This window comes from Planctomonas sp. JC2975 (genome assembly GCF_012985205.1).
Lineage (GTDB): Bacteria > Actinomycetota > Actinomycetes > Actinomycetales > Microbacteriaceae > Humibacter.
Window position 1 is genome coordinate 1,001,814 of record NZ_JABEKS010000001.1, and the last position, 25,672, is coordinate 1,027,485.

Annotated in this window: 18 protein-coding genes; 10 read left to right on the plus strand and 8 right to left on the minus strand. The window is 69.4% G+C overall.

The genetic code is table 11. From position 1 onward, the window contains the following. Window positions 1–238: 238 nt before the first annotated feature. Together HII28_RS04700 and nudC are read right to left on the minus strand one after the other, a co-directional pair. Window positions 239–2,032, minus strand: coding sequence for an ATP-dependent helicase (locus HII28_RS04700; protein ID WP_170024348.1), 1,794 nt, complete (start codon window positions 2,030–2,032; stop codon window positions 239–241). Continuing rightward, on the minus strand, window positions 2,029–3,030 hold the full coding sequence (nudC, locus tag HII28_RS04705) for an NAD(+) diphosphatase (protein WP_170024349.1): 1,002 nt from the start codon (window positions 3,028–3,030) through the stop codon (window positions 2,029–2,031). Before nudC ends, HII28_RS04700 begins: the two co-directional genes overlap by 4 nt. On the opposite strand from nudC, the gene HII28_RS04710 reads away from it, so the two are divergent. Continuing rightward, a complete protein-coding gene (locus tag HII28_RS04710; protein WP_170024350.1) occupies window positions 3,029–3,175 on the plus strand; it encodes a hypothetical protein in 147 nt (48 codons plus the stop codon). The two genes, nudC and HII28_RS04710, sit on opposite strands and share 2 nt — an antisense overlap. 10 nt (window positions 3,176–3,185) lie before the next feature. Then, window positions 3,186–4,268, plus strand: coding sequence for a phosphotransferase (locus tag HII28_RS04715; RefSeq protein WP_170024351.1), 1,083 nt, complete (start codon window positions 3,186–3,188; stop codon window positions 4,266–4,268). Between the two features lie 107 nt (window positions 4,269–4,375). Here the strand turns inward: HII28_RS04715 and HII28_RS04720 are convergent, their stop codons facing one another. Together HII28_RS04720 and HII28_RS04725 are read right to left on the minus strand one after the other, a co-directional pair. Then, the gene (locus HII28_RS04720) at window positions 4,376–7,864 is read right to left on the minus strand and encodes an ATP-dependent DNA helicase (RefSeq protein ID WP_170024352.1); all 3,489 of its coding nucleotides are present in this window, start codon (window positions 7,862–7,864) and stop codon (window positions 4,376–4,378) included. Next, a complete protein-coding gene (locus tag HII28_RS04725; protein ID WP_170024353.1) occupies window positions 7,857–10,943 on the minus strand; it encodes an ATP-dependent DNA helicase in 3,087 nt (1,028 codons plus the stop codon). The genes HII28_RS04720 and HII28_RS04725 overlap by 8 nt, the downstream gene beginning before the upstream one ends. A gap of 262 nt (window positions 10,944–11,205) precedes the next feature. On the opposite strand from HII28_RS04725, the gene HII28_RS20065 reads away from it, so the two are divergent. The 3 genes from HII28_RS20065 to HII28_RS04740 all read left to right on the plus strand — a co-directional run bounded on the left by HII28_RS20065 (window position 11,206) and on the right by HII28_RS04740 (window position 12,637). Continuing rightward, window positions 11,206–11,430, plus strand: coding sequence for a DUF3107 domain-containing protein (locus tag HII28_RS20065; RefSeq protein ID WP_170024354.1), 225 nt, complete (start codon window positions 11,206–11,208; stop codon window positions 11,428–11,430). Between the two features lie 98 nt (window positions 11,431–11,528). Next, complete coding sequence (locus tag HII28_RS04735) at window positions 11,529–11,840, plus strand: hypothetical protein (RefSeq protein ID WP_170024355.1); 312 nt, start codon at window positions 11,529–11,531, stop codon at window positions 11,838–11,840. After that, on the plus strand, window positions 11,837–12,637 hold the full coding sequence (locus HII28_RS04740) for a tyrosine-protein phosphatase (RefSeq protein WP_170024356.1): 801 nt from the start codon (window positions 11,837–11,839) through the stop codon (window positions 12,635–12,637). The genes HII28_RS04735 and HII28_RS04740 overlap by 4 nt, the downstream gene beginning before the upstream one ends. Before the next feature lie 34 nt (window positions 12,638–12,671). Here the strand turns inward: HII28_RS04740 and HII28_RS04745 are convergent, their stop codons facing one another. Further along, entirely contained in the window at window positions 12,672–13,388 is a 717-nt protein-coding gene (locus tag HII28_RS04745) for a ferritin-like fold-containing protein (RefSeq protein ID WP_170024357.1), read from the minus strand. A 278-nt stretch (window positions 13,389–13,666) separates the two neighbouring features. On the opposite strand from HII28_RS04745, the gene HII28_RS04750 reads away from it, so the two are divergent. Then, entirely contained in the window at window positions 13,667–15,154 is a 1,488-nt protein-coding gene (locus tag HII28_RS04750) for a DEAD/DEAH box helicase (RefSeq protein ID WP_170024358.1), read from the plus strand. Window positions 15,155–15,269: 115 nt separating this feature from the next. Here the strand turns inward: HII28_RS04750 and HII28_RS04755 are convergent, their stop codons facing one another. Beyond that, window positions 15,270–18,833, minus strand: a complete 3,564-nt coding sequence (locus HII28_RS04755) for a discoidin domain-containing protein (protein ID WP_170024359.1) — start codon at window positions 18,831–18,833, stop codon at window positions 15,270–15,272. Between the two features lie 276 nt (window positions 18,834–19,109). Beyond that, window positions 19,110–19,979: a PHP domain-containing protein gene (locus HII28_RS04760; protein ID WP_170024360.1), complete on the minus strand. Its 870-nt coding sequence runs from the start codon at window positions 19,977–19,979 to the stop codon at window positions 19,110–19,112. A gap of 56 nt (window positions 19,980–20,035) precedes the next feature. On the opposite strand from HII28_RS04760, the gene HII28_RS04765 reads away from it, so the two are divergent. After that, complete coding sequence (locus HII28_RS04765) at window positions 20,036–21,616, plus strand: aminopeptidase P family protein (RefSeq protein ID WP_170024361.1); 1,581 nt, start codon at window positions 20,036–20,038, stop codon at window positions 21,614–21,616. Window positions 21,617–21,695: 79 nt separating this feature from the next. Here the strand turns inward: HII28_RS04765 and HII28_RS04770 are convergent, their stop codons facing one another. Next, window positions 21,696–22,445, minus strand: coding sequence for a general stress protein (locus HII28_RS04770; protein ID WP_205864562.1), 750 nt, complete (start codon window positions 22,443–22,445; stop codon window positions 21,696–21,698). Window positions 22,446–22,661: 216 nt separating this feature from the next. On the opposite strand from HII28_RS04770, the gene HII28_RS04775 reads away from it, so the two are divergent. Genes HII28_RS04775 through HII28_RS04785 form a run of 3 tightly spaced genes read left to right on the plus strand, consistent with a single transcriptional unit; the run spans window position 22,662 to window position 25,645 of the window. Beyond that, window positions 22,662–23,978, plus strand: a complete 1,317-nt coding sequence (locus tag HII28_RS04775) for a CBS domain-containing protein (protein WP_170024362.1) — start codon at window positions 22,662–22,664, stop codon at window positions 23,976–23,978. Beyond that, the gene (locus HII28_RS04780) at window positions 23,965–24,501 is read left to right on the plus strand and encodes a DUF1003 domain-containing protein (protein WP_170024363.1); all 537 of its coding nucleotides are present in this window, start codon (window positions 23,965–23,967) and stop codon (window positions 24,499–24,501) included. The genes HII28_RS04775 and HII28_RS04780 overlap by 14 nt, the downstream gene beginning before the upstream one ends. Then, window positions 24,494–25,645: a P-loop NTPase gene (locus HII28_RS04785; protein WP_170024364.1), complete on the plus strand. Its 1,152-nt coding sequence runs from the start codon at window positions 24,494–24,496 to the stop codon at window positions 25,643–25,645. Before HII28_RS04780 ends, HII28_RS04785 begins: the two co-directional genes overlap by 8 nt. Window positions 25,646–25,672 lie beyond the last annotated feature (27 nt).

The window sequence follows — 25,672 nt, forward strand, 5'->3', positions numbered from 1 at the left end:
GGTCCCTTCGTGGACTCCGAGGGACCATGTCTGCGCTGCGTGTCGCTGGCACGCACGGATGCCGACCCGGCCTGGCCGGCGATCGCTGCGCAACTCGCCGTGCATCCGACGGCCCCCGAGCCGCCTCTGCTGGCCGCGCAGGTGGCGGCTCAGGCTGCGCGCTGGGTGGACGACCGCGTGCGCACGGGAACTCGCGCGCACGCTGCAACGAGCATCCGCATGCGCCCCGACGGCGAGGTCACGACACGGACGCATGCTCGGCACGCTCTGTGCGGATGCCGAGCTCTTCCAGAAAACGTGACGGCTCTCGTGGCCCGGCAGCGTTCGCGGACCAGCTCAGAGCCAGTCGGCGCCTCGCACGCGTGACGCCCACGTAGAGCAGTCGGCGCTCCTCGTCGACGGCGGTGGGCGTTCGGGCGTATCCGATGGGCACCAGGCCGTCGCCGAGGCCGACGATGTGCACGTCGTCCCACTCGAGCCCCTTCGCGGCATGGAGGGTGCACAGTGTGACCGCCGCGATCGTGGGCTCGTGCTGCGCGGCCTGACGCGCCAGAAGATCCTCGGTGAACTGCCGGAACGTCGTGCCAGGCGGCACGTCGTCGAGAAGCCCCATGATCGCGTTGAGCGACTCCCAGCGATCCCGCACGCTTCCTGCCGCCTGCGGCGGCTCCAGGGTCCAGCCGAGGGATCGCAGCACGTCGCTCACCGACTGGAACAGAGGCTCGTCCGTCACCGTGAGCGATGCGGCCCGCAGCGTCATGACGGCTTGCCGCACCTCCGGCAGGTCGAAGAAGCGAGCTCCGCCGCGCACCTGGTACGCGACGCCCGCAGCGTTCAGAGCGGCCTCCAGCGGTGCGGCCTGGGCGTTCACGCGGTACAGGAGCGCGAACTGCTGCGGCTTCGCGCCCTGCTGGATGCGCGCGCTCAGCTCGGCGGCGACCGCTGCGGCCTCTGCTGCGTCCGTCTCGTAGCCCGCGACAGTCGGCTGGGGATCCGGCGCGACCCCCGCCGCACTCGCCGAACCGCCCGTGCGCGCATCGTTGGAGCGCGCGGGCACGTCGTCGTGCGGATCCCTCGTGCGCAGCGTGAGCGCGCCGGGACGCCCGCGCATCAGCCGATTGGCCGTCTCGACGATGGGCGCACTCGAACGGTAGTTGTGCTCGAGACGCACGACGGCGGCATCCGGATAGCGACGCGGGAAGTCGAGGAGGAAATCGCTGGTGGCGCCGGCGAACGAGTAGATCGTCTGGCTCGCGTCGCCGACGACGCAGAGGTCCGAACGGTCGCCGAGCCAGAGGTCGAGCAGGCGCTGCTGCAGAGGCGAGACGTCCTGGTACTCGTCCACCACGAAGAAGCGGTACTGCTCGCGCACGTGCATCGCTACGGACGGCTCGGCCTCGATCATGCCGGCGCACGCGAGCAGCACATCCTCGAAATCGAGCTGCCGGCGCTCATCCTTCAGCGCCTCGTAGGCCCTGTGCAGGTCGAGAGCCTGCTGCGGCTTCAGCGAGCCGGGCGGCGTGCGGGGGGCGGCTCCCGTCGGGCCTGGGGTGAGCATCCGCTCGTAGTCGTCGATCGCGAGCTCGCTCACTTTGCGCCACTCGATGTCGGCCGCCACATCGCGCAGCGTGGCCGTGTCGATGCGGAGACGGATGCGCTCGGCCGCCTGAGCGAGCAGCCTCCCCTTGCCGTCGAGCACGCCGGGCAGCCCACCGCCGACGACGATCGGCCAGAAGTAGTTCAGCTGGCTGAGCGCCGCCGCATGGAACGTCCGTGCTGCAACTCCTGTCGTTCCCAGCTGGCGCAGTCGCGTTCGCAGCTCGGATGCGGCGCGTGTGGTGAACGTCAGTGCCATGACACGGTTCGGTGCGTACACCCCCGCGGCGACTCCGTACGCGATGCGGTGGGTGATGGCCCGCGTCTTGCCCGTTCCGGCTCCCGCCAGAACGCACACGGGACCGAGCAGCGCTTCGGCGGCGACGCGCTGGGCATCGTCCAGACCGTCGAGGAGCGCTGCTGCGGAATCCGTCACGCGGCATCCGATCGGTCGCCGCTGTCGCCACGATCGACGGGCGGCTCGTCGAGCGGTCCGCCGTACCAGTCGCGCACGATGGAGTGCGCGATGGACGATCCGCCGGGCAGCAGGATGTCGTTCCGCTCCCGCCAGATGTCGTCGCGGCTGAACCAGCGCAGGGCGAGGATCTCCTCCCCGTCCGGACGCGGTTCGGTGCGTCCGGGCACTGCCCGTGCCTCCATGCCGATCATGACGGATGCCGGGAACGGCCACGGCTGCGACCCGAGGTACACGGGATCCGCGACGATCACGCCCGATTCCTCCTCGACCTCGCGCGCGACGGCCGCCTCGAACGACTCGCCGGCCTCGACGAATCCGGCCAGCAGCGACCATCGGTTGTTCTCCCAGAGTGCGTTGGAGCCCAGCAGCAACCGGTCCTCGTCGTCGAGCACGCGCACGATCACGGCGGGGTCGGTGCGCGGGAAGATCTCGTTGTTGTCCACGAAGCAGCGGCGCATCCATCCGCCGTGCTCCACGACGGTGGGCGTCCCACAACGCGGGCAGTGCGTGTGCGACGCATGCCAGTTCGCGATGGCGACGGACTCGGTGAAGAGGCCGGCATCGCGGTCGCTGAGCCGCGTGGCCAGCTCGCGAAGCCCCCGCCAGCGCGACTCGTCCGGCTGCAGTTCGCCGGCCGCCGCATCCGTCAGCACGGCGAGGATGACGGCGGTGCCGGCCGGCTCGTCGGCTGCAGCCTCGAGAGTGCGGCCCAGGTAGACGCGGGTCAGCGCGGCGGTCACCTCGTCGGTGCGGAAGAGGGAGAGCCGGGAGCGCTCGCTCGCACCCTCTCCGGCTTCGACGGGGTCGACCGTCAGGGTGCGGCCGTTCCAGAGCGGAAGGATGCGCGTTCCCTCGTCCGCTGCCAGCTCGTCGAAGAGCGACTCCCTGGTCCGGTTGACGCCGTCACGGTCGACGGCGGATCTCGACAGCGGAAGGGGGCCGAGCGGACGGGTCATGGACGAATTCCTCACGATCGACTCGGGTTGGGCGCTCGGACGGGTCTCGACCGCGCGCATCCGTGCCGCCTCACCGGACCGGATGCCCGACCGGGCTGGCCGCGAACGCGTGGCGCAGGGCCTCGACTCCGAGGGGCGAGCCTAACCTTGACGGTATGGCCAGATCCCACCTCACTCTAGCCGCGCTGGCCACGTCGGCCGTGCCCGACCTGGACATCGCCGGAACGCGGAGCTACAGCTACGACCTGCACGGCGATTTCGAATCAGCGCTGCTCACGAGCCGCGACGGAACGGAGCTGATCATCCGCGTTCCGGCGTCGCAGGACGCTGAGACGGAGCAGAGCGCCGACCTGATCGCGCTGCAGGCGCTGACCGCTGGCGTGCGCGCCAGGCTGCCCTTCGACGTGCCCGACTATGTCGGCCAGACGCCCATCGGTGGCACACGGGCCGTGCTCTACACGTTCCTGCCGGGCAGCAAGGTGGCCCTGGAGAACGTGCAGCCGGGCGACGGGCTCGCCGCGTCCATCGGCCGCGCGGTCGCGGCCGTCCACTCGCTGCCGACCTCCTTCGCCACGGGGGCCGGACTGCCCGCCCTGAGCGCATCGGACTGCCTCGCGGCCACGAAGACCCTCATCGCGTCCGCCAACGGCACGGGCCTCGTCCCTGCCGCTCTCGCGAAGCGCTGGAAGGAAGCGGTCGACGACGACGATCTGTGGCGGTTCCAGCCGACGGTCATCAACGGTGCGCTCACGATCGACTCGTTCATCGTGCGCGAGGAGTCCGTCGTCGGGGTCATCGGCTGGTCGGCGCTGCGCGTAGGCGATCCGGCCCGCGATCTGCACTGGGTGCTCGGAATGAACGCGGATGCCGCGGAGAGCGCCATCGAGGCGTATTCGGTCGCGCGCGGGGCGGCATCCGATCCGAACCTGCTGTTCCGGGCCACGCTGTACGCCGAGCTGGAGCTCGCGCGCTGGCTGATGCACGGACGCCAGCTGCACGATCAGGTGATCGTGGACGACGCGGTGTCGATGCTCGACAGCCTGGTGGAGCGCGTGCACGAGGACGACGTGGATCCGCTCGCCCCGCACACCGGACCGATCATGGCCGTCGACGATGTGGAGGCCCTCCTCGACGCCACGCCCGTCAGCCGGGATCCGGACGACGCCTCGCGCGGCCTTCCGCCGGTGGCCGAGGAGCGCCCGCCGTCGAACGACGAGTTCGACGACCGCGACGACTGAGGCTGTCCAGCGCGGCCGCGCGAACCGCTACCGCTGGCAGCTCGTGACGGCTGGCTCGGCCGTCGGTGGCGGCCGGCTCGGCCGGCGATGGCGACCAGCGGTGAGACTCAGGCGGCGGCGAAGCCGCTTCCGTCGGCGCGCGTGCTGGACCGCCAAAGTCGGAGCAGCACGTCCTCGTCGACGAGCTCCGTCGGACGGATGATCTGGTCGTCCGCCACGTAGTAGAAGGCCGCGTCCACGAGCCGCGCATCGATGCCCCTCCAGCGGGAGAACGCCAGCCGGTAGAGCGCCAGCTGGAGCTGCTTGCTGGCGAGGTCGTCGGCATCCTTCGGCGGCTTGCCCGTCTTCCAGTCGACGATCTCGTATCGGCCGTCGCGCTCGAAGACCGCATCGATCTTGCAGATCACCAGATGGCCGTCGAACGGCAGATGGATCTCCCGTTCCACTTCCACCGGCTGCCGGTCCGCCCACGGCGACCGCTCGAACGTGCGCTGGAGTGCAAGGAGACGCTCGCGTTCCACGCGGTCCGCATCCGTCGAGACATCGCCGAATAAGGCGGTGCTCCCAGCGGCGTCGAACGCGGGTGCGTCGGACACGTCGACGTCGGCTGCAGCGATGCGGGAGGGCGCAGCGCCGGACGAAGCCGCGTCCGCGGCTCCCCCGCCGAGCCCGCCGAAGGCGCCGTCGTCGAGCTCGGTGTCGAAGGCGTCGATCACCTCCGTGCCGCCGCCGATCCCTGCCCGGCGCTCCACCCAGGCGTGGAACAGCGTGCCGAGACGCGTCGCCCGGTACGGGCGTTCCGGCATCGGGCGCCGGAGTTCCTCTGCGACCTCGGACGGGGCGTCCACGTAATCCTTGAACCGAGACGCGGGGACTCTGGTGGGCACGGCGACGTCTGTGGAGGCGCGCAGCATCCGCTCGCGTTCGGCGAGCAGAAGCTCGACGTCGCGTGCCCAGCGTCCGAGCGAGCTGCTCCGCGGTGCGGCGTCACCGCCGGAGCCGCGCACCGCAGTCGCCTCGCGCACGAGCTCGGCCGCTCGCTCGACGCGGACCCGCCTGCCGCCAAGCGGGTCGAACGGCCAGGTGATGGGTTCGTCGCCGTCGCCGAGCGGGTTCTCGTCGTAGCTCGTGGCACCCGGAAGAGCTCGGACGATGCCGACGTCGGCGAGTTCGGTGAAGTAGCGACTGGGACGCCGCGGCTTCTTCTGCGTCGACCAGAAGGATCCGGTCAGAAGCAAACGGTGCCTGGCGCGCGTGACGGCCACGTAGGCCAGCCGTCGCTCCTCGCGCTCGTAGTGCTCGCCGACCTCGGCCTTGAAGACATCGCGAGCCGCCTTCACCTCTTTGCGCGTCGTCGCCGTGCGCCACGCGAACGCGGGGAGCTCGTCGGCGTCTCCGCGGAACTCCCACGGCAGTCGTCCGAATCCGAGCCACGCGTTCGTTCCCTCGTTCGGCGACGACGGGAGTTCCTCCTCGACCATGCGCGGCACGACGACGTGGTCCCATTCCAGGCCCTTCGATCCGTGAATCGTGAGGAGCTGCACGCAGCCCGGCTCCGGCTTCTCGGGCCGTGGCGCCAGCGAATCGCGCCGTTCCGCCTCACGCAGCCAGCCGAGGAATCCGGGAAGGCCGGACGACTCGCTCACCGACAGGTAGTCGCCGAGCGCGTCGAAGAAGGCGTCCATCGCACCGCGGCCGCCGCGCGTCTCGTTGGCGGCGATCTCGATGTCGAGGCCGAGTTCGTGCTCCACGAGTGTGACGAAGTCCAGCAGGTCGAGACCGCTGCGAGCGCGAAGGCGGGCGAACAGGCGGCCTGCGTCGCGCATCCGGATCAGGCCCTCGTCGGAGATTCCCACCAGCATGCGGTGCTCGTCGGGAGCGTGCACGAGCGCGTCGAGCGCGTCGACGATGGATGCCTGCTCGCTGTCGATCACGCTCGCCCTGATGGCGGCGCGCACCTCCGCATCGAGGCGCTGCTGTCGGTAGTCGTGCTCGCTCAACCACTTCGCCGCGTCCCGCAGGCCGCGCAGATCGCGAACGCCGATGCGCCAGCGCGATCCGGCGAGAAGCCGCACAAGCTCGGATCCCGCCGTCGGGTCGTCGACCACGCGCAGCGCACAGACGAGATCCGCGATCTCCGGCTCGGCGAGCAGCCCGCCGACGCCGAGCACGTGGTACGGAACGCCGTGCGCGCGCAGCGCGGCGGTGAATTCGGCCTGCGTGGAGCGGGATCGGAACAGCATCGCCGCGCTCGGAACGGCCGGCCTCCCCTGCGCGTCGAGCGTCACCCGTCCGTCCGCGGCGCGCACCGGCTCCGCCAGGCGGTCGTGCAGCCAGCGTGCTGCGGCATCCGCTTCGTCCGGCAGCGTCTCGGTGAAGGCCGACTCGACGGCGTTGCCGGTCGCTGCGGGTGATGGCTCCAACTCGGCGACCGCCACCCTGGAGCGGGCGGTGAGCGGCACGACGATGCGGTTGGCGGCATCCAGAATGCGTGTGCCGTTGCGCCAGCTCGTGCTGAGCCCGTACCGCTGCACGACCGCCCCTTCGCCGAACGCGGCCGCGAACTGGTCGAGGTTCGCGGCGCTGGCACCGCGCCATCCGTAGATGGACTGGTGGGGGTCGCCGACGGCCATCACCCCACCCCCGGCGAACAGTGCAGCAAGCAGTCGGGTCTGCACGACCGACGTGTCCTGGTACTCGTCGAGCAGCACGACGGAGTGACGCTCGCGGATGCCGTCGGTCACCTGCGCGGACCGCTGAACGATCTGCAGGGCGAACGCGACCTGATCGGAGTATTCGACGAGTCCGCGCCGCAGCTTCTCATCATCGAAAGCATGTGCCAGCTCGACGAGCAGCGGCAGCTTGCCGACCGCTCGCGCCGGCTTCACGACGTCGTCGAGATAGGCGCCGCTCCCGCCGTTCGGAAGCTCCTCGAGCGCCGCGAACCTGCTGGCCATCTCGGCCACCGCGGCCGGATCCGCCGTGTTCTCGCCCAGCGCGTGGGCGACTTCCAGCACCGCCCTGGTGACCTGGTCGACCGTCTCGTCCAGGTCGAGCAGGCGGGGGTCGTCCGAGCCGACGACGACATCCCGCGCCAGCTGCCACGCGGATGCCTCTCCCAGCACCGCCCCGTCTCCCTCGCGTCCGAGCAGGAGGGCGTTGTCCCTGTAGATGGTGTTCGCGAAGGCGTTGTACGTGGAGACCAGCGGCGGGTCGAACTCGTCCGGTTCCTCGATGAGCCCTGCCGCGGCGAGCCGGGCGACCCTGTCGCGGATGCGGTCGCGCAGCTCTCCCGCTGCCTTGCGGGTGAAGGTGAGGCCGAGGATCCGCCCGGGTTCCACCAGCCGATTGGCGAGCAGCCAGAGCACGCGGAACGCCATGGTCTCGGTCTTGCCGCTGCCGGCGCCCGCAACGACCAGCGCGGGCGCGAGCGGCGACTCGATGACCGCGCGCTGCTGCGCGGTGGGACGGTGGGTGCCCAGTGCGTCGGCGATGGCATCCGCACTCACGATGGGCCCGTGTGCGGCGGGCGGGTACGCAGCGCCGCCGGCCGCTGATCCGTCCGATGGATGTTCGTTCGCCGTCGAGTCAGTCACTGCAGACCGCCTTCACGCGGTGCAGGCGTCGAACCGCGACCCCGCTCTTGTAGTCGTCCAGCTCGGCTTTCCCCTCGAACTCCGCGACCGCGATCGCGCGAGCCGCCTGACGGATGCGCTCCCGGAAGCTCTCCAGCCCCTCATCGTCGAGCGCACCTTGAGCGCCCTCGCGGTAGAGCTTGCCGCGCACCCCGTCCTTGACGAACAGCAGCTTCGCGCCGGCCGAGCGGTGCGGCGCGTGCGGCGCGCACAGCTCGTCGAGCTGCCCTGATGCGTACGCGAGTTGGTAGACCCCCAGCTGCGGCATCGCGGCGAGCTTGCCTGCACTCGTCTCGGGCCTGCCGGTCTTGAGGTCGACGATGGTGATGCCTCCAGACGGATCCGCTTCGACCCGGTCGATCTTTCCGTGCACCTGCGCACGCCCGACGTCGAGACGGAATCCCGTCTCCGCTGCGACGACCCGCGTGCCGGCGCGATCCGCGTCCGCAAGATACTCGGACACCCCCTGCACCAGTCGTCGCACGGCACGCTTCTCCCGGGCGGCGATCCATGGCGCTTCGAAGACGAGCTCGTTCCAGCGCGAGTCGACGGCCGCGAACAGCGCGTCGACCGCGGGGTCCTTCGCCGTCTCCATCGCCCAGTGCACGATGGTGCCGATCCCCATCGACGTGCTCGTCGTCGACCCCGCGATGTCGTCGAGGAACCAGTCGAGCGGCGAATCCTCGATCGCCTCGATGCGCGACGGAGAGACCGGAACGATCTCCTCCTCGTCATACAGCGGATCCACGCTGGTCGGTCTCGCGAGGCCATGCCAGTGCACGGGATCCGCCCCCGGAACGCCCGCGACCACGAGCTCGGCGAGCGCAGCAGCAGCCTCGGACCGGCCGGAGCCCGACGCATCGTCCCTGGTCAGTTCACGACGAAGGCGCCCGGTCAGCCCACGCAGCGTGAGCGCCGGTGCCGAGACATCCACGGTCGGGGTGCCCTGCGGTGCGAGACCGAACAGCACGCTCGGCGACTGGTCCTCGTCAGACACGGCAGCGAGCACCACCTGCCTGCTCGCACGCGACACCGCGACGGCGAACATGCGCAGCTCGTCGGCGGCGACCTGCCTGCGGGCATCGATCACGGCATCCGCTTCACCCGGATCGGAGGCGAGCGCCGCCCGCACGAGCGCGTCCGTGTTCAGCAGCGTGCCCCGCACGCGCAGGTCCGGCCAGACGCCATCCTGCAACCCGCCGACGACGACGACGTCGAATTCCTGGCCGACGACGCCGGCAGGCGTGGCGACGAGCACCGACTCGGCGATACGGGTCGGCGAGAGGGTGTCCTCGGGCACGTCGGCATCGAGCATGCGGGAGAGGAACACCGAAGGCGGCGAGTCCGGTTCCCGCTCGCCGAACCGCTTCGCGGCCGTGAACAGCGCGACCACTCCGTCGAGGTCGCGATTCGCCTCGGATGCCGCCACCCCCGTCCCCGACGCCGCCTGTCGCCACTTCGCGCCGACCCCGGTGCGCTCCCATACCGTCCAGAGCAGCTCTTCGATCCCGGCTCCGCCATCGGATGCCGCGCGCACAGCGTCCAGCGTGCGCGCCAGCCGGTCCGCCTCCCGAGCGATCCGATGGTCGATGGTCGCCAGTCGCCCCGGCGTCGCGATCGCCTCGACGAGCAGGCGGTCCGCCGCTCGCGTGCCGCCGGATGCGACCTCTTCCGTGCGGAGGGCAACTCGCAGCCGGCGCAGGGCGAGACGATCCAGCCCGCCGAACGGGCCGAGCAGCAGCTCCGTCGTCGTCTCGACGTCGAGCGGCGCACGCCCGATGCCGCAGTCCACGATCGCAAGGAGGGCTCGTGCCGCCGGATCGTCACGCAGCGCCGTTGCGGCGCTCGTGGTGCGCACCGGCACCTCCGCAACGGACAGCGCTCGCGCCGCCCCGTCGATGAGTGCGCCTGAGCGCACCACGACGGCGAGACGCGACCATGGGACCCCGTCGATCAGATGACGCTCGCGAAGCGTCCTGGCCACGGCCGACCACTCGCGGGCCGCCGTCGGTGCCTCGATGCGCACGAGCGGGGCGAGCGGGTCGTCGCCCGTGCGTGCCGGCAGCGCTCCGCGCTGTCCGACGACACCGGCCGTCCCCACCTTCTCGGTGACCTTCCGGGTGAGTTCGCGCAGCGCTGGAGGCTGCCGGTGGGCGATCCGCAGCACGTGCTGAGGCACCGCGGCCCCGAAACGGGCGACGACGTCGGCCGAGCCGCCGCGGAAGACGCTGGTCGAGGCGTCCGGGTCGCCGAACGCCACGACGGCCACGCCACGGGATCGGAGCGCCTTCAGCAGCGCGAAGCCGAGCTCCGTCGCCTCCTGCAGGTCGTCGACGGCGACGAGTCGCAGCCGCGAGACGGCGTCGCTCACCTCACCGCGTTCGAGGGCGGCGACGGCGAAGCGCACGAGCTCCGCCGAGTCGAGCTGGTCGGCTCTCGCCGAGGAGATGGACCCCAGGTAGTCGTCGATGAAGTCGGCGGCGGCGGCCCACTCGTCGTGGCCGTGCTGGCGCGCCAGCGCACGCATGCGTGCAGGTGCGATCTCGTGCTCGGTGGCACGCATCATGAGCTCGCGCAGCTCGGTGCGGAACGATCGCAGCCCCCGCACGGCCGCTCCGAGCGGCTCCGGCCATTCCGGCCCGATGCCGTCGTCGATGTGTCCGGCGAGCAGGGCTGCGACGTCGGCGTCCTGCTCGGCCCCGGTCAGCAGCGTCGGCGGCTCGGAGCCAGCGCGGATCGCCGCCTGCGCCACGATGTCGAACCCGAGCGACGACACCGTGCGGGCCAGCGGTCCGTTCACCGCCTCATCGATGCGCAGACCGAGTCTGTCGCGAAGCCGGGATGCGCTCGAGCGGTCGAACGTGAGCGCGAGCACCGACTCCGGTGCGAATCCGAGATGGTGCACTCGGTCGGCGAGCAGCTCGACGAGGGTCGTCGTCTTGCCCGTGCCCGGCGCCCCCACCACGAGAGCAGATGCCGTCGCCTCCAGCGCGAGCACCCCGCGTTGCGAGGCGTCGAGTTCGGGTTTCGGCTGCGTCACGGGGATCACCTTATGAGCAGCCGCCGACATCGCCGGGACGCCTCGCGAGACCCCGGCGACTCCCCAGCGATCGGCGCATTCATCCCGCATTCACCCGCGAACCTGCGTCGTCGTCGACTCGTTTCTGCCGACAGTGAACTGGCCGGATCCGCCCGTGCCCCTGCCGTAGTGTGACTGACGGATGCCCCACCAGCCGCCGCGGATCGACGGGGGTCGGCGCATCCGCAGCACCGAACAGGCCCGTCACACCGGAAGGCACCCCGTGGAAATTCGTATCGGCATCGTCAACGCCCCCCGCGAGCTGAGCTTCGAGTCGACGCAGTCGGCATCCGAGATCGAGAGCGCCGTGAGCGCTGCGCTGTCCGGCGACTCCGCCACCCTCGAGCTTCGCGACGAGCACGGCAGCCTCTTCATCGTGCCGACCGCCGGCATCGCATACGTGCAGGTCGGCAGCGAGGAATCGCGTCGCGTCGGCTTCGTCGCGTAGCCTGAGCCGACGGGCGGTGCGTGTCGGCATCGCCCAGCGGTCCTCGATCCTGTGATCGGGGCCACGCATCACGATCCATCGGCAAGAAGGTCACGGCAATGGAGCTTCTCTTCATCACGCTGGGCGGCGCCATCATCGGCTTGATCGCCCGGTACGTCCTCCCCTACCGCCACTCGCACGGCAGCGTGCTCATCCCGGCTCTCGGCGCCATGTCGGCCGCCGTGCTGTGGGTCGCGCTCACCTGGGCGGGCATGAAGTGGAACGGCGGTTGGATCTGGTGGATCACCCTCATCGGAACCGCCGTCGTCTCTGTCGGCGTCGATCTCGTGCTCGGCACGCTGCGCACGCGCGGTGACGAGCGTCGCCTGCACCGCCTGACCCGCACCGGCATCCCCTCGACGGGCGTGTGAGCGACACGCAGCCCGGCTCGCTGCTGCCTGCCGAGGGCATTCCCAACCTGCGCGACATCGGCGGCTACACGACGACCGACGGACGCACAGTGCGCCGTGGGCTCGTCTACCGCTCGACTGCCCTCGACCATGCGACGGATGCCGACGTGCAGCTCCTCGCAGACCGCGGCATCCGCACGGTCATCGACCTGCGGACGGCGGCCGAGCGGGATGCCCGGCCGGATCGTCTGCCGGACGGTGTCGACGTTCTCGACCTCGACGTCTTCGCGGATGCGCCAGGAGCCACCCCGGCCCGCATCGCCAAGCTGTCGTCGGAGCCGGAGAAGGCCACGAAACTGCTGGCACGCGCCGACGTGGATGCCGTGTTCGCCCAGTCGTACCGCGGACTGGTCTCGCTGCCGAGCGCTCTGGCGGCGTATCGCGACCTCTTCCAGGCACTGGCCAGGACCGACACGCTTCCCGCCCTGTACCACTGCACGACGGGCAAGGACCGCACGGGATGGGCGACCGCGGCCCTGCTTCTCCTGCTCGGCGTTCGGGAGAAGACCGTCGTCGATGACTACGTGCTCAGCAACGACTATCTGATGGTCAGCCTGAAGCCCGTGCTCGAGGCGTTCGCCGCCCACGGCGGCGACCCGGAGAAGCTCAAGCCGGTGTTGGGCGTGAAGGCGCAGTACCTGCTCACCGCGTTCGAGGAACTGCGCGAGAAGTACGGCACGATCGAGCGCTATTTCGCTGACGGGCTCGGCGTGGACGCCGACGCCCAGCAGCGGCTGAAGGACGTCTTCCTCGACTGACGAGACGTCGGAAGGCCGTCAGCCTTTCAGGCTGTCAGGCTGTCAGGCCGAGGGCATCCATCCGGCGGGTGTGGGCACCGATGATCTCACTGAACACGGGGTCGATCCGCTCCTCGTCCGATCGCTCGTTGCCCGACAGCCGCAGCGCGGAACGCGCGACGAGCAGGGTGTCGCCGACGAGCATCCGCCCCCACATGGCCAGTCGCGAGCCGAGGGTGGCGTCCGCCTCGATCTCCTGCGTCAGGATGCCGGCGATCTGCTCCGTGCCCGTCTGAGTGCCGAGCAGACTTGCTGCGCGCGGCCCGACGTCGCCGGGGATCCCCTGCGCCAGACGGATGAAGAAGTCGCTGAGCAGCCCGTCAGTGACATAGACCCCGAGCAGGGTCTCCTGCCAGTCGCGTCCGATCGTCACGGCCTGAAACCCGTCGATGGCGTGCGCGAAGGGAGCCATTACTTCATCGGGCGCCGCGTCGTGCCGTCGGATCTCGGCGAGCACCGCCTGATGCTTGCTGAGCGCCGCGCCGGCGGCGAGCGCGATCGTCTCCTTGTTCGCCAGCGACGGCACCTCTTGAACGACCCGGCTCAGGGTCTCGAAGGCTTGCAACTGCAGGTACGCAACCTGGCCCAGGTAGGGCAGCAGGTCGGGGGCGATCTCGTGCAGGTCGACACGCATCCCCGTCGCCTGCTCGCGTCTCGGCTTGAGCTTCGGAGCGTCGACCGGCGCCGCACGGCGAGAGAACCAGGATGCCACCCGGCAATTCTAGATTGAGCGGTGACTCCTCCGTTCCGCACGGCTCCGTGCCCGATTGGATCCCTGCCGTTCTGGCCGCATGTCCGCGCCCGGGACACCGACGCCGATCCCGGAATGCGTCCCGATCAGGAGTATCGTCCCCGCCCGGTAGACTGGCCTGGCCGTCGGCGCAGGATCGACGGCGCTGCGCCCTTGAAGAGACGTGATCACCCATGCGGGCGCGGACAGCAGGATCGGCCTCGATCCGCATCATCCTTTTCGATAGGCAGTAGACCAACGTGACGTTTTCCGAACTCAACATCGATGCCGACATGGTGGAGGCGCTCGCCTCCAAGGGCATCACGCAACCGTTCCCCATCCAGCAGCAGACCATCCCGCTCGCACTGAGCGGCCAGGACATCATCGGCCAGGCCAAGACCGGAACGGGCAAGACGTTCGGCTTCGGGCTTCCGCTCATCCAGCGGCTGGGTGCCGACCCCGCGCCCGGCGTGCAGGCTCTCGTGGTCGCCCCGACGCGCGAGCTCGCCATCCAGGTGGCCGAGGACCTCGAACTGGCGACATCCGGCCGCCCGACCACGATCGTCTCGATCTACGGCGGCAAGGCCTACGACGGCCAGATCGAGCAGCTCAAGGCCGGAGCCCAGATCGTCGTCGGCACGCCGGGCCGCCTCCTCGACCTGGCCGGCCAGCACATCCTCGACCTGTCGCACGTGCGCGAGATGGTCCTCGACGAGGCCGACAGGATGCTCGACCTCGGCTTTCTGCCCGACGTGGAGCGCCTCTTCTCGCTGACCCCGGCCACCCGCCACACGATGCTCTTCTCGGCGACGATGCCCGGCCCGATCGTGGCCCTCGCCCGTCGCTTCATGACGCGCCCCATCCACATCCGCGCGTCGGATCCCGATGAGGGCCTCACCCAGGCCAACATCAAGCACCTCATCTACCGGGCGCACGCGCTCGACAAGGACGAGGTGATCGCGCGCATCCTCCAGTCGGAGGGTCGCGGCAAGACCGTCATCTTCACGCGCACCAAGCGTGCTGCCGCCAAGCTGGTCGAGGAGCTCAACGACCGCGGATTCAACGCCGCGGCCGTGCACGGCGACCTCAGCCAGGAGCAGCGCGAGCGCGCCATGGCGTCGTTCCGTGCCGGCAAGCGCGACGTGCTGATCGCGACGGATGTCGCTGCCCGCGGCATCGATGTCATCGACGTCACGCACGTGATCAACCACACCATCCCCGAGGATGACAAGGCCTACCTGCACCGGGTCGGCCGCACCGGACGCGCCGGCCGCGAAGGCACCGCCATCACGTTCGTCGACTGGGACGACCTGCACAAGTGGGCGCTGATCAACCGCGCACTCGAGTTCGGCCAGCCTGAGCCGGTCGAGACCTACTCGTCGTCGCCGCACCTCTACTCCGACCTCGAGATTCCCGAGGGCGCCAAGGGCCGTCTCAAGCCGACGCCGGCACCGAAGGCCGAGCGCGCCGCGGCGAGCGAAGGCGGCAAGGCCGCCACTGCCACTGGCGAGGCATCCGGTTCGTCGTCCAGCAGTTCGCGCAGTCGTCGTCGCACCAGGAACGGCTCCGGCGCAGGCTCTGCCTCAACGCAGCAGGCCGGCGAAGCGGATGTCACGCCCTCCGCCGAGAAGGTCGCCACCGGCACCCACGACGGTCAGGGACACCAACACCACGACGGAAACAGCGCACCGCGCCGTCGTCGGCGTCGCCGTCGCCCGGCAGGTGGCGGAGCGCCCGCCGCGCAGTAGCCGGCGCTCCAGACTGCGCACACGTTCGACGCGGGGCCGGCGGATCATCTCGATCCGCCGGCCCCGCGCTCATTGCTGGATGCCTCGCCTCACGAGGTGAGGCATCCAGCGTGGATCAGTACGTGCCAACGACCTTCCATGGACCGTTGCTGTCACCCGGCTGCTCGTTCCGGGACCACCACTTCGCCTGCCACACGTGGCCGGCGAAGGCGACCTTGTCGCCCTCGTAGTAGACCCACGACGCCGTCCAGGCCGCGACAGGACCCTGCGAGGTCGCAACGGGTTCGCCGATCTGCTCCCACGCGCTCCAGGGCGAGTCGCCGGGCACCTGGTTCTGGGTGTACCAGAGCGCGGTGAAGGCGTTGCCCTTGTAGAGCACGATCGCGCCGGCCTGATAAACGGTGGCGGAATCCCATGTCGGGTACGGAACCAGGGCCGCGATCGCGGCCGTCAGCCGGGCTTGCGCCGCATCCAGCTGGTATTGATACGGATACTGCGCCGCGTCGACGGCCCTGGCCGAGGCGAGCTCATCGGAGAAGGTGCCCCAGCTGTCCAACGTGTAGTGCGACTCGGGCAACGCCTCTGCCTGTGCGATCACGCCTTCGAGACCTGCGCGATCCGCGGAAGGTGCTCCGAAGACCTGCAGTTCGCCGATCTGCATGAGCGTGCCGTCCTGTGCCGATCCAGCCGTCTTCAGCTTGCTGCTGATGACACGCACGTAGGAGGCCGATGCCGGGCTGCCGACCGGGAAGTCGCGCGGGCTCGTGGCACTCCCGTCGTCGCCGGTCACCGAGGCGATCGTCGTCCAGTCGACGCCGTTCGCCGACGTCTGCACCTTGTAATCCACGGCGAACGAGCCGATCGGATACACCTTGACGTCGTCGACGTCGAAGGGCGCTCCGAGCGCGACGGCGGCCCATTCGACGGCATTCGTCCCCGAGTGCATGCCCACGTTGCTGGTCCATCCGTCCGACGTCGAGCCGTTCACGAGGAAGCGGGGTGCCCATCCCCACTGCTCGTAGCTGCTCGGCGTGGTGGACGACACGATGACCGTCTTGTTCAGCGCGACGTTCGCGCCTGCTGTGTAGGCGGGCGGGGCGGGGATGGTCGTCGGCTTCTGCGGGGCCGGCGTCTTGCCGTCGTCGTTGTAGACCTCGAGTTCGGCGAGACCCGCACGGAATCCTTGGGCCGTCTGATTCATCGACAGCACCTGCACGCGGATGTAGCGTGCACCGACCGCGTTGAACGTCACGCTCAACGGACCGGTCGCTCGCGCATGTCCCGTCACCTCCGCCACCGGCGTGAACGAGGTGCCGTCCGTGGACGTCTGGATCTGGAAGTCCCGCGGGAACGTCGCGCCGTAGTCCATCAGAGTGCCGGCCGGATACAGGTCGGTGCGGTTCACCTTTTCCGTGCGCCCGAGGTCGACGGTCAGTTGCGCCTGGGACGACGCCGTCGACACCGGCGTCGTCCAGCCGTTGGAGGTGGTTGTTCCGAAGCGCACACCGTCAGTGGCCTGTGCGGCGCTCCAGCCGCCGGCGCTGTCGACCTGATCTGCACTCGTGTACGAGTTGGCCGCCAGATTCGTATCGGTCGGGGTCGGCCGCTTGTCGTAGTCGTAGCCCGTCGGTAACCCATACAGGACGGAGTCGCCCTTGGCCAACTGCAGGTCGAGTCCGTGCGCGGTGAGCGGCACGGATCGCGCATCGCCGCTCTGCTTGCTGATCTCGTCGACGGACCCGATGGCCGAGTCGAAGCTGAGGTGCGTGTCGATCGCCTGCGGGAAGCTGTTGTTCACCACCATGAGGAAGTTGCGACCGGTCGTCTTGTCCCGCAGGTACGAGAAGGTGAGGTTGTCAGAGGACGGTGCCTGAACGAAGAAGTCCGACGGCACCGCCTGCTGCCCGTAGCGCGTGCCGTTGAGGTACACGTCCTCTGCGTCCAGGTTCATCAGCGTCGGACCGAGTGCGTGGATCTCGGAGTTCAGCTGCTGCACCGGCTGGTACAGGTCGGTCTTGGTCCCGTCGGGCGCGATGATGGCGGTCGTGAAGTCCTCTCCCCGATTGGTCGGGGAGAACCACGTGAAGTACGAGAGCTGCTTGTACCCGTAGGCCATGGCCATGTTGGTCTCGTACCGGATCTCGGCGGCGTTGGTTCTGCGGAATCCGTTGGTCACGCCGATCGACTGGATGTACGTCGCCGTCTTCACGTCGTTACGCAGGCCCACCTGGCGCACGGCGTCGAGGTTGCCGAGGAAGCCCTGGTAGTCGAGGCTGTTCGCCGTCCACCCGAACGGATAGCGGTCGTACATGAGGTAGTCGTCGTTGCCAACGAGGTCGACCCACTTCTGCATGGCGTTCGCCTCGTTCTGATCGGATCCGTACGAGCCGCTCGGCAGGAAGTTGAGGTGGGCGTAATAGTCCGGTGCCGCCTCCTTCATGTCCTTGTACACGCGGGCGTATGCCGTGGCATCCGACGGCTCGTCGTCGACGTAGAAGCCGCCGACCCCCGGAATGTCCTTGTACTCGCCGACGATGGCCTTGATCTGGTCGTCGCTGAGGCTGAGGAGGTCGCCGAACCGATCGTCGGCTATTCCGATCTGGACGCCGTACTTCGCTGCGAGAGCGGCCATCTTCAGTTGCGTGCTCTTGTCGGTCAGGTCGCTCGTCGGCACCACCTGAAGGAAGTTCACGCCCGCGTCGGCCAGTGCCGCGAACTGCTCGTCGTTGACGTAGTCCTTCGTCATCGGCCAGAAGGCGGTGATCATGAAGTCGTCTCCCGCGCGCTTGACGTGGTCCTGCACGGTGACGGGAATGGCCGCCGTCTTGCCGGAGGCCGGCTCGGCCAGGGTCACCTGGGCGGTGCCTGCACCGACCGCGGTCACCTGACCGCTCTGGTCTACTGTCGCCACCGTCTCGTCGGACGACATCCATTGCACAACGGGCGTTCCGTTCGCGGCCGTCGCGGTGTAGGGCAGCGTGCTGGTGCTGCCCACCTGCAGCAGCAGTGCCGGCTTGTCGATGGAGACGCTGTCGACAGGCGGCACGACGACGGGCGATCCGTACGCAGCGATCTCGGAGAGCTGCACCAAATAGCCGTCGCCGGTGCTGAGGCCGCCCCGCTGCGTCACGGCGAGACGAATCGCCGTCGCCGTGACTGGCTGCGGAAGATCGACGACAACGGGCATCGTCGGCGCCTGTTGCTGGGTGAGGTCCTGGCTGAACACGGTCGCACCTGACGAATCCGTCAGCGACACCGTGTACGCAGCGGGGAAGGACGCCCCGTAGGTCTGATCGCTTCGCGGGAACAGCACGAGGCGCTGCACGTCGGCGTCACCGGTCAGTGCGATGTCGACGGTTGCGGGCTTGGACGGGTCGGTGATCTTGTCGTAGGGATTCGTGCTCCAGCCGTCCGGCTTTCCGTTGGCCGCGAGCACACCGTTGATGAGCTTGGCCGCAGCCCAGCCCTCGCCCGCCATCTCATAGGACGACGACGCGGTCACTCGAGCACCGAGCGCGACGTCCGTCGTCCCGTCCGGTGCGTATGAGGAGATATCGGTCGGATCGGGGGGTGCACTCGCCGGCGCGGCGAGCGCGCCTCCTGACGGCATCGCCAAGGTCAGCGAGAGCAGTCCTGCTGCGAAGAGTCCCAGTGCGTTGGTGCGGCGTTGCAGACGCATTGCGGTTCCTTTGTCGGCTCGTGGATTGGTGGTTCCTATGACATTCGCGAGAAAGGCGTGGCAATTGTCTATCCGAAGTCGAGTGGAAATGAAACGTTCAAATCAGAACGTGCAAAGAATTGCTCGAACGCTCACTCTTGGCGGCCGGCGCCTGAAGGGCATCGACTGCGCTGCTTGGCCGGATGCGGCGGTTCTCACAGCAGGTTCGTCACCCGCGTGCGCCGAATCGAGTCGGGCTCGCACGTCGAGACTGCGACGAAGCCCGGGACGCCCTCCCTACGCCGTCCGCGCCAGGTATTCCGACGCGTCGAGGATGCGCCGCAGCGCATCAGGCGACGTCGTGTTCTCGCCCAGTCGGTTCGGCTTGCCCGCGCCGTGGTAGTCGCTGGATCCGGTGAGGATCAGCCCGTTCCGCTCCGCGAGTTCGCGGAGCGCGACCTTGCCGTCCTCGGTGTTCTCACGGTGGTCGAGCTCGAGGCCCGCGAGACCGGAGTCGATCAGGCGGTGCAGGTAGACATCCTGGATGATGCCGTCGCGCCCGCGCGTCGCCGGATGCGCGAGCACGGGCACCCCGCCTGCCCCACGGATGAGCCGAACGCCGTCGAGCGGCGTCGGTGCGTACATCGGCTCGTAGTAGCCCCCGCGCGGATGCAGCAGCGTCGCGAACGCCGCCGACCGGTCAGGCACGACGCCGCGGGCGACGAGTGCGTCCGCGATGTGCGGCCGTCCGACGGTGGCGCCCGGCGCGGTGTGCGCGACGACGTCGTCCCAGGTGAGGTCGTAGTCCGCTCCGAGGCGGGCGACCATCGACTCCGCCCTGGTGCGTCGTCCCTCGCGGATCCGCTCCAGCTCGGCCGTGAGCGGCTCGTCCGTCGGGTCGAACAGGTAGGCGAGCATGTGCACGCTCTTCCAGCCGTACCGCGTGGAGAGCTCCATGCCGGGGATCAGGGTGATGCCCACCTCGGATGCAGCCTCCGCGGCATCCGCCCATCCCGCCGTCGAATCGTGATCGGTGAGCGCAACGGTACCGAGACCGGCACCGGCCGCGGCCCGCACGAGCTCGGCGGACGACTCCGTGCCGTCGGACACGCTCGAGTGCGTGTGCAGATCGATCGGAACGCGGAAGTCGCGGAGATCGGCGGCCATCCGTCCATCGTATTGCGACCGACCGACCATTCAGGCGACCAGGAGAGAATGGAGTCATGTCCGACACCGCCGCTCCGCAGACCGACACGACCGCTTCCGCGCAAACCTCGCAGGAGCTCGACGCATCGCCGGAACGTCAGCCTTCGCCGGCGACGGACGCTCCGCAGCCGCGTGCGACGGTCAATCGGTCGACGACGCCAGCGTCGTCCGCGTTCGCCGAGTACATCGGATCCGGATGGGCGGATCGTGACGAGAAGATCCCCGCACCGCGCCCGGCCGTCGTCTCGGCGGCCGCACATCGCGCGGCGATCTCGCAGCGGCATCCCGGTGAGCGTCTGATCGTCCCTGCTGGACGCCTGAAGCAGCGCTCGAACGACACCGACTACCCGTTCCGCGCCCACTCGGCCTTCACCCAGCTGACCGGATGGGGCTCCGACTCCGAGCCGGGCAGCGTGCTCGTCCTCGAGCCGACCGCCGCTGGACACGACGCCGCGCTGTACTTCCGCGAGCGAGCAGGGCGCGACTCCGACGAGTTCTACGCGAACCCGGAGATCGGCGAGTTCTGGATCGGCCCCCGCCCCTCCCTGGCGCAGGTCGCCGGCGACCTCGCCCTGTCGACGCGGCACATCGCCGAGCTGCAGGAGGTGCTCGACGCCGTCGACGAGTCGACGCTCATCGTGCGCGAAGCGGATGAGGTGCTCACCGCCCAGCTCGACGCCCTGCGCCTGGTGCAGCTCGACGACCACGACGCCGACGCCTCGGCGGAAGACGCGGATGCCGTGCTCGCTCGCGATCTCTCCGAGCTTCGCCTGACCAAGAACGAGTGGGAGGTCGGCGAACTCCGAGCGGCCATCGCGGCGACGGCGAGGGGATTCGACGACATCGTGCGCGAGCTGCCCCGAATCGGCGACCACGAGCGCGGCGAGCGGATCATCGAGGGCGTCTTCAACGCCCGGGCGCGCCTCGACGGCAACGCGGTCGGATACGACACGATCGCCGCGTCCGGGCCGCACGCGTGCATCCTGCACTGGACGCGCAACAACGGTCCGGTCGATCCCGGCGACCTGGTGCTCATCGACGCCGGCGTCGAGGTGGACAGCCTGTTCACGGCCGACATCACGCGCACCCTGCCGGTGAGCGGTACGTTCTCGGAGCCGCAGCGCCTTGTGTACGAGGCCGTGCGGGAGGCTGCGGATGCCGCTTTCGCGGTCGTGCGGCCCGGCATCCGGTTCCGCGAGGTGCACACCACGGCCATGGAGGTCATCGCCCGTCGCGTCGCCGAGTGGGGCATGCTGCCCGTCAGTGCCGAGGAGGCGCTGCAGGCCGACCAGCAGCAGCACCGCCGCTACATGGTGCATGGCACGAGCCACCACCTGGGACTGGACGTGCACGACTGCGCGCAGGCACGCCGCGAGTTCTACATCGACGGCGTCGTCGAGGCCGGCATGACGTTCACGATCGAGCCCGGCCTCTACTTCCAGCCGGACGACCTGACGGTGCCTGAGGAGTTCCGCGGCATCGGCGTGCGGATCGAAGACGACATCCTCGTCACCGAGGACGGCGCTGAGAACCTCTCGATCGCCATCCCCCGCACTGCAGACGATGTCGAGGCCTGGCTCGCCCGCGAGCGCGTCTGATCATCACCGCCCGGCACCGGTCGAGCCCCACCGCTGGCTGAGCTCACCGAAACCAGTAGGCCGAGTCGGCGGCCCGGCGTCAGTCGCGCCTGTCGCCCTCCGCGCCGCCATCTCTCCGCTCACCGAAGCGGGGCGGTTCCGCCGTGCGCTCCCCGTAGCGAGGCGGCTCGTCGTGCCGTGGCGCGGGCGACTGCCCGGCTGCCGACTCCCCCGAGGCCGCGTCGCCACCGGTTTCCCTGGGCCCTGACGGCTGGGTGCCGCTCGGCGCGGCGGGCGGATCCGACGGATGCTCCGGCGGCGGCGCGAACGGCACACCGCCTGCAGGCGGCACGTACGCCGACCCTGGCTGCGCGCCCACGAGGTTGCGTGCGCGGTTGGCCAGTTCCGGATCCACGATGATCGAGTAGCTCGTGGCCAGCACCTGGGTCATCGACGTGTAGTCGCGACGCCTGCGGGTGATCGCGTACGAGACAAGGCCGAACAGGATGCCGAACCCGGCGCCGAGCAGCAGTGCGGCGAGCAGCACGCCGAAGCTCGTTGCCGGGCTGAAGATGAGCAGCAGCAGGCCGAGGAAGATGCCGAGCCAGACGCCGGACGCTGCACCCGCCGCCGCCACGCGGCCCCAGGACAGCTTTCCCGTCACCCGCTCGACGGTCTTCAGGTCGCTGCCCACTATCGAAACCTGAGCAATGGGGAACTCCCCCTTGACCAGCACTTCCACTGCCGCTTGCGCTTCCGGATAGGTTTCGAAGGTCGCCACCACCTCGCCCCGAGGCAAAGTGGGGAACATCTGACGCGAACGGCCGCCGACCGGGCCCTGGCTGGTCATGCGGCCCATTGTCCCATGCGCGCTCGACGCCGCCATCAGGAACGCTCGCCGTGGTGGACGGCGCATCGTAATCTGCACCCTCCCGAACGCTCAGGCCAGTCGGCCCGGCCTGTCCAGCCCCACACCCTATCGCGGCCGCGCCGCTCAGAGACTCAATCGGGTTGGGACCCGAGCGAGCTCGAGTCCCCAACCCTCAATCGCCCCTAAGGTTTAACCGTGAGTGCAGCACGCGTGTTCGTGGCCCGATTGGCGGGGTGCACGGTATTCGACCCCGCGGGCGACCGCGTGGGCAAGGTGCGCGACGTGCTCGTGGTGTATCGCAAGAGCGATCCGCCGCGCGTCGTCGGCCTCGTGGTGGAGATCCCCGGCAAACGCAGAGTGTTCGTCTCGATCGGACGGGTCACCAGCATCGGAGCCGGCCAGATCATCACGACCGGGCTCATCAACGTTCGTCGTTTCGCGCAGCGCGGCGGCGAGGTGCGGGTGATCGCCGAGATCCTCGGCCGAACGGTCGACTTCCGCGACGGATCCGGTCCAGCCACCATCGAGGACGTCGCCATCGAGCAGGCCGGCCCAGGCGCGTGGGGCATCTCCCAGCTCTTCGTGCGGCGTCCGAAGACCAGCCCGTCTCCCTTCGCCAAGGGCGCCACGGCCTTCGTCACCTGGAACGAGGTTCGCGAGCGCACCGCGAAGGGCGAGGCGCAGTCCGCCGAACAACTCATCGCCACCTACTCCGACCTCAAACCGGCCGACCTCGCCAACACGCTCCTCGACCTGCCTGAGCAGCGACGTCTCGAAGTGGCGGGCGAGCTGCCGGACGACAGACTCGCCGACGTTCTCGAGGAGATGCCGGAGAGCGAACAGGTCGAGATCCTCGGCGGACTCGACGACGACCGTGCGGCCGATGTGCTCGACCAGATGCAACCGGATGACGCGGCCGACCTCATCGCACAGCTTCCCGTCGACCGGGGCGAGCACCTGCTCGAGCTGATGGAGCCGGAAGAGGCCGACGACGTGCGGATGCTGCTGAGCTACGCCCCCGACACGGCAGGCGGTCTGATGACCACCGAGCCCGTCATCCTCTCCGCGGACGCCACCGTCGCCGAGGGCCTCGCCCTCATCAGGCGTTCGGAGCTGGCCCCGGCCCTCGGCGCCGCGGTGTGCGTCACGCTGCCGCCGTACGAACCGCCCACCGGACGCTTCCTCGGCATGGTGCACTTCCAGCGGATGCTGCGGTATCCCCCGCACGAGCGACTCGGCACCATCATCGACCAGACGCTCGAGCCGGTCACCGCGAACACGTCGGCGGCCGAGGTGTCGCGCATCCTGGCCAGCTACAACCTGGTGTCGGTCCCCGTCGTGGACGACAACTACCGGCTCGTCGGGGTGGTGACCATTGACGACATCCTCGACTATTTGCTACCGGACGACTGGCGAAGTCACGACGAGAACGACGACGTGTTCGACGACACGCCCGGGCACGATGCGAACGCCCGGCGAACGGGAAAGAGGGTGAGCAATGGCACGAGCTGACAGGGCCGTCACACGGCTGGACGCTCCGAAGGGCCTTCGTACCCCCGTGCTCCGTCTCGGCGGCAGCGGACGGGACCGGTTCGGCCGGTTCTCCGAAGCGTTCGCGCGCGGCATGGGCACGTCCGGATTCCTGATCGGCATGACCGTCTTCGTGACGATCTGGCTCATCTGGAACATCGCCATGCCCAGGCAGTGGCAATTCGACCCGGCCGCCACGAACTTCACGCTGCTGACGCTCATCCTGTCGCTGCAGGCGTCGTACGCCGCGCCCCTCATCCTGCTTGCGCAGAACCGGCAGGACGACCGCGACCGCGTGCAGATCGAGCAGGACAGGGTGCGAGCCGAGCGCAACCTCGCCGACACCGAGTACCTGGCGCGCGAGGTGGTCGCGCTACGGCTCGCCGTGAAGGACATGGCGTCGAAGGACTTCATCCGGGCCGAGCTGCGTTCGCTGCTCGAGGAGCTGGAGCGCGACCGCACCGAACGAGACGATCTCACGCAGAGCGGACTCGGCCGTGACTGAGGGCGTGGACGCCATCCGCTCCCGACTCGCGCGCGTCATCGACCCGGAGATCCGCCGACCGATCACCGATCTGGGCATGGTGGGCGACGTCGCACTCGACGACGCGGGGAGGGCTTCGGTCTCGATCAAGCTGACGATCGTCGGATGCCCGGCCGCGGCCGCCATCGAACGCGACGTGCGCGAGGCGGTCGCCTCCGCCCCAGGCGTGACGTCCATCGACCTGGACGTCTCCGTCATGTCGCCCGCCGAGCGATCCGCCCTCACGGAGCGGCTGCGCGGATCCCGCGCCCGCACCAACCCGTTCACTGCCGACTCGCTGACGCGCGCCTATGCGGTGACCAGCGGCAAGGGCGGTGTCGGCAAGTCCACCATCACCGCGAACCTCGCCGTCGCGCTCGCTCAGCGCGGCCTTCGCGTAGGACTGGTCGACGCCGACGTCTACGGCTTCTCGATCCCCGGGATCCTTGGCCTCGTCCAGGACGGTGTCACCCAGCAGCCGACGCGCGTCGACAGCATGATCCTGCCGCCGATCGCGTACGACGTGAAGACCATCTCCATCGGCATGTTCCTCGATCCGTCCCGTGGTCAGAACGCCTCCACGGCGGTCGCCTGGCGCGGGCCGATGCTGCATCGCACGATCTCGCAGTTCCTCACCGACGTCTACTTCGGCGACCTCGACGTACTGCTGCTGGATCTGCCGCCGGGCACCGGCGACGTCGCCATCTCCGTCGGACAGCTGCTCCCCGACGCCGACGTGCTCGTCGTCACGACGCCGCAACCCGCCGCTGCGGATGTCGCGGTGCGCAGCGGCGTGGTCGCCAGGCAGACCGGTCAACGCGTCTTCGGCGTGATCGAGAACATGGCGGGACTCCCCCAGCCCGACGGCAGTGTGCTCGAGTTGTTCGGCGCTGGCGGTGGAGCAGAGGTGGCCGCACGTCTTTCCGAGGGAGCGGATGCGCCCGTGCCACTGCTCGCATCCGTTCCGCTCAGCATCCAGCTGAGGTCTGGCGGAGACGCCGGTGAGCCGATCGTCGTGTCCGATCCGGAGGATCCGGCAGCCGTCGCCATCCGCGGCGTCGCCGACCGCATCGCGGCGAGGCCGCGCGGCCTCGCCGGCCGCTCCCTGAACCCCAGCCTGGTCTGACCGCACCGCGTGGCGCGATCACCGGTC

Excerpts from the sequence above, each read along its gene's own strand:
- HII28_RS04710 (WP_170024350.1), top strand. The coding sequence starts at position 3,029 with ATGGACGAATTCCTCACGATCGACTCGGGTTGGGCGCTCGGACGGGTC.
- nudC (WP_170024349.1), bottom strand. The coding sequence starts at position 3,030 with ATGACCCGTCCGCTCGGCCCCCTTCCGCTGTCGAGATCCGCCGTCGAC.
- HII28_RS04715 (WP_170024351.1), top strand. The coding sequence starts at position 3,186 with ATGGCCAGATCCCACCTCACTCTAGCCGCGCTGGCCACGTCGGCCGTG.
- HII28_RS04735 (WP_170024355.1), top strand. The coding sequence starts at position 11,529 with ATGGAGCTTCTCTTCATCACGCTGGGCGGCGCCATCATCGGCTTGATC.
- HII28_RS04755 (WP_170024359.1), bottom strand. The coding sequence starts at position 18,833 with ATGCGTCTGCAACGCCGCACCAACGCACTGGGACTCTTCGCAGCAGGA.
- HII28_RS04760 (WP_170024360.1), bottom strand. The coding sequence starts at position 19,979 with ATGGCCGCCGATCTCCGCGACTTCCGCGTTCCGATCGATCTGCACACG.
- HII28_RS04765 (WP_170024361.1), top strand. The coding sequence starts at position 20,036 with ATGTCCGACACCGCCGCTCCGCAGACCGACACGACCGCTTCCGCGCAA.
- HII28_RS04770 (WP_205864562.1), bottom strand. The coding sequence starts at position 22,445 with ATGACCAGCCAGGGCCCGGTCGGCGGCCGTTCGCGTCAGATGTTCCCC.
- HII28_RS04780 (WP_170024363.1), top strand. The coding sequence starts at position 23,965 with ATGGCACGAGCTGACAGGGCCGTCACACGGCTGGACGCTCCGAAGGGC.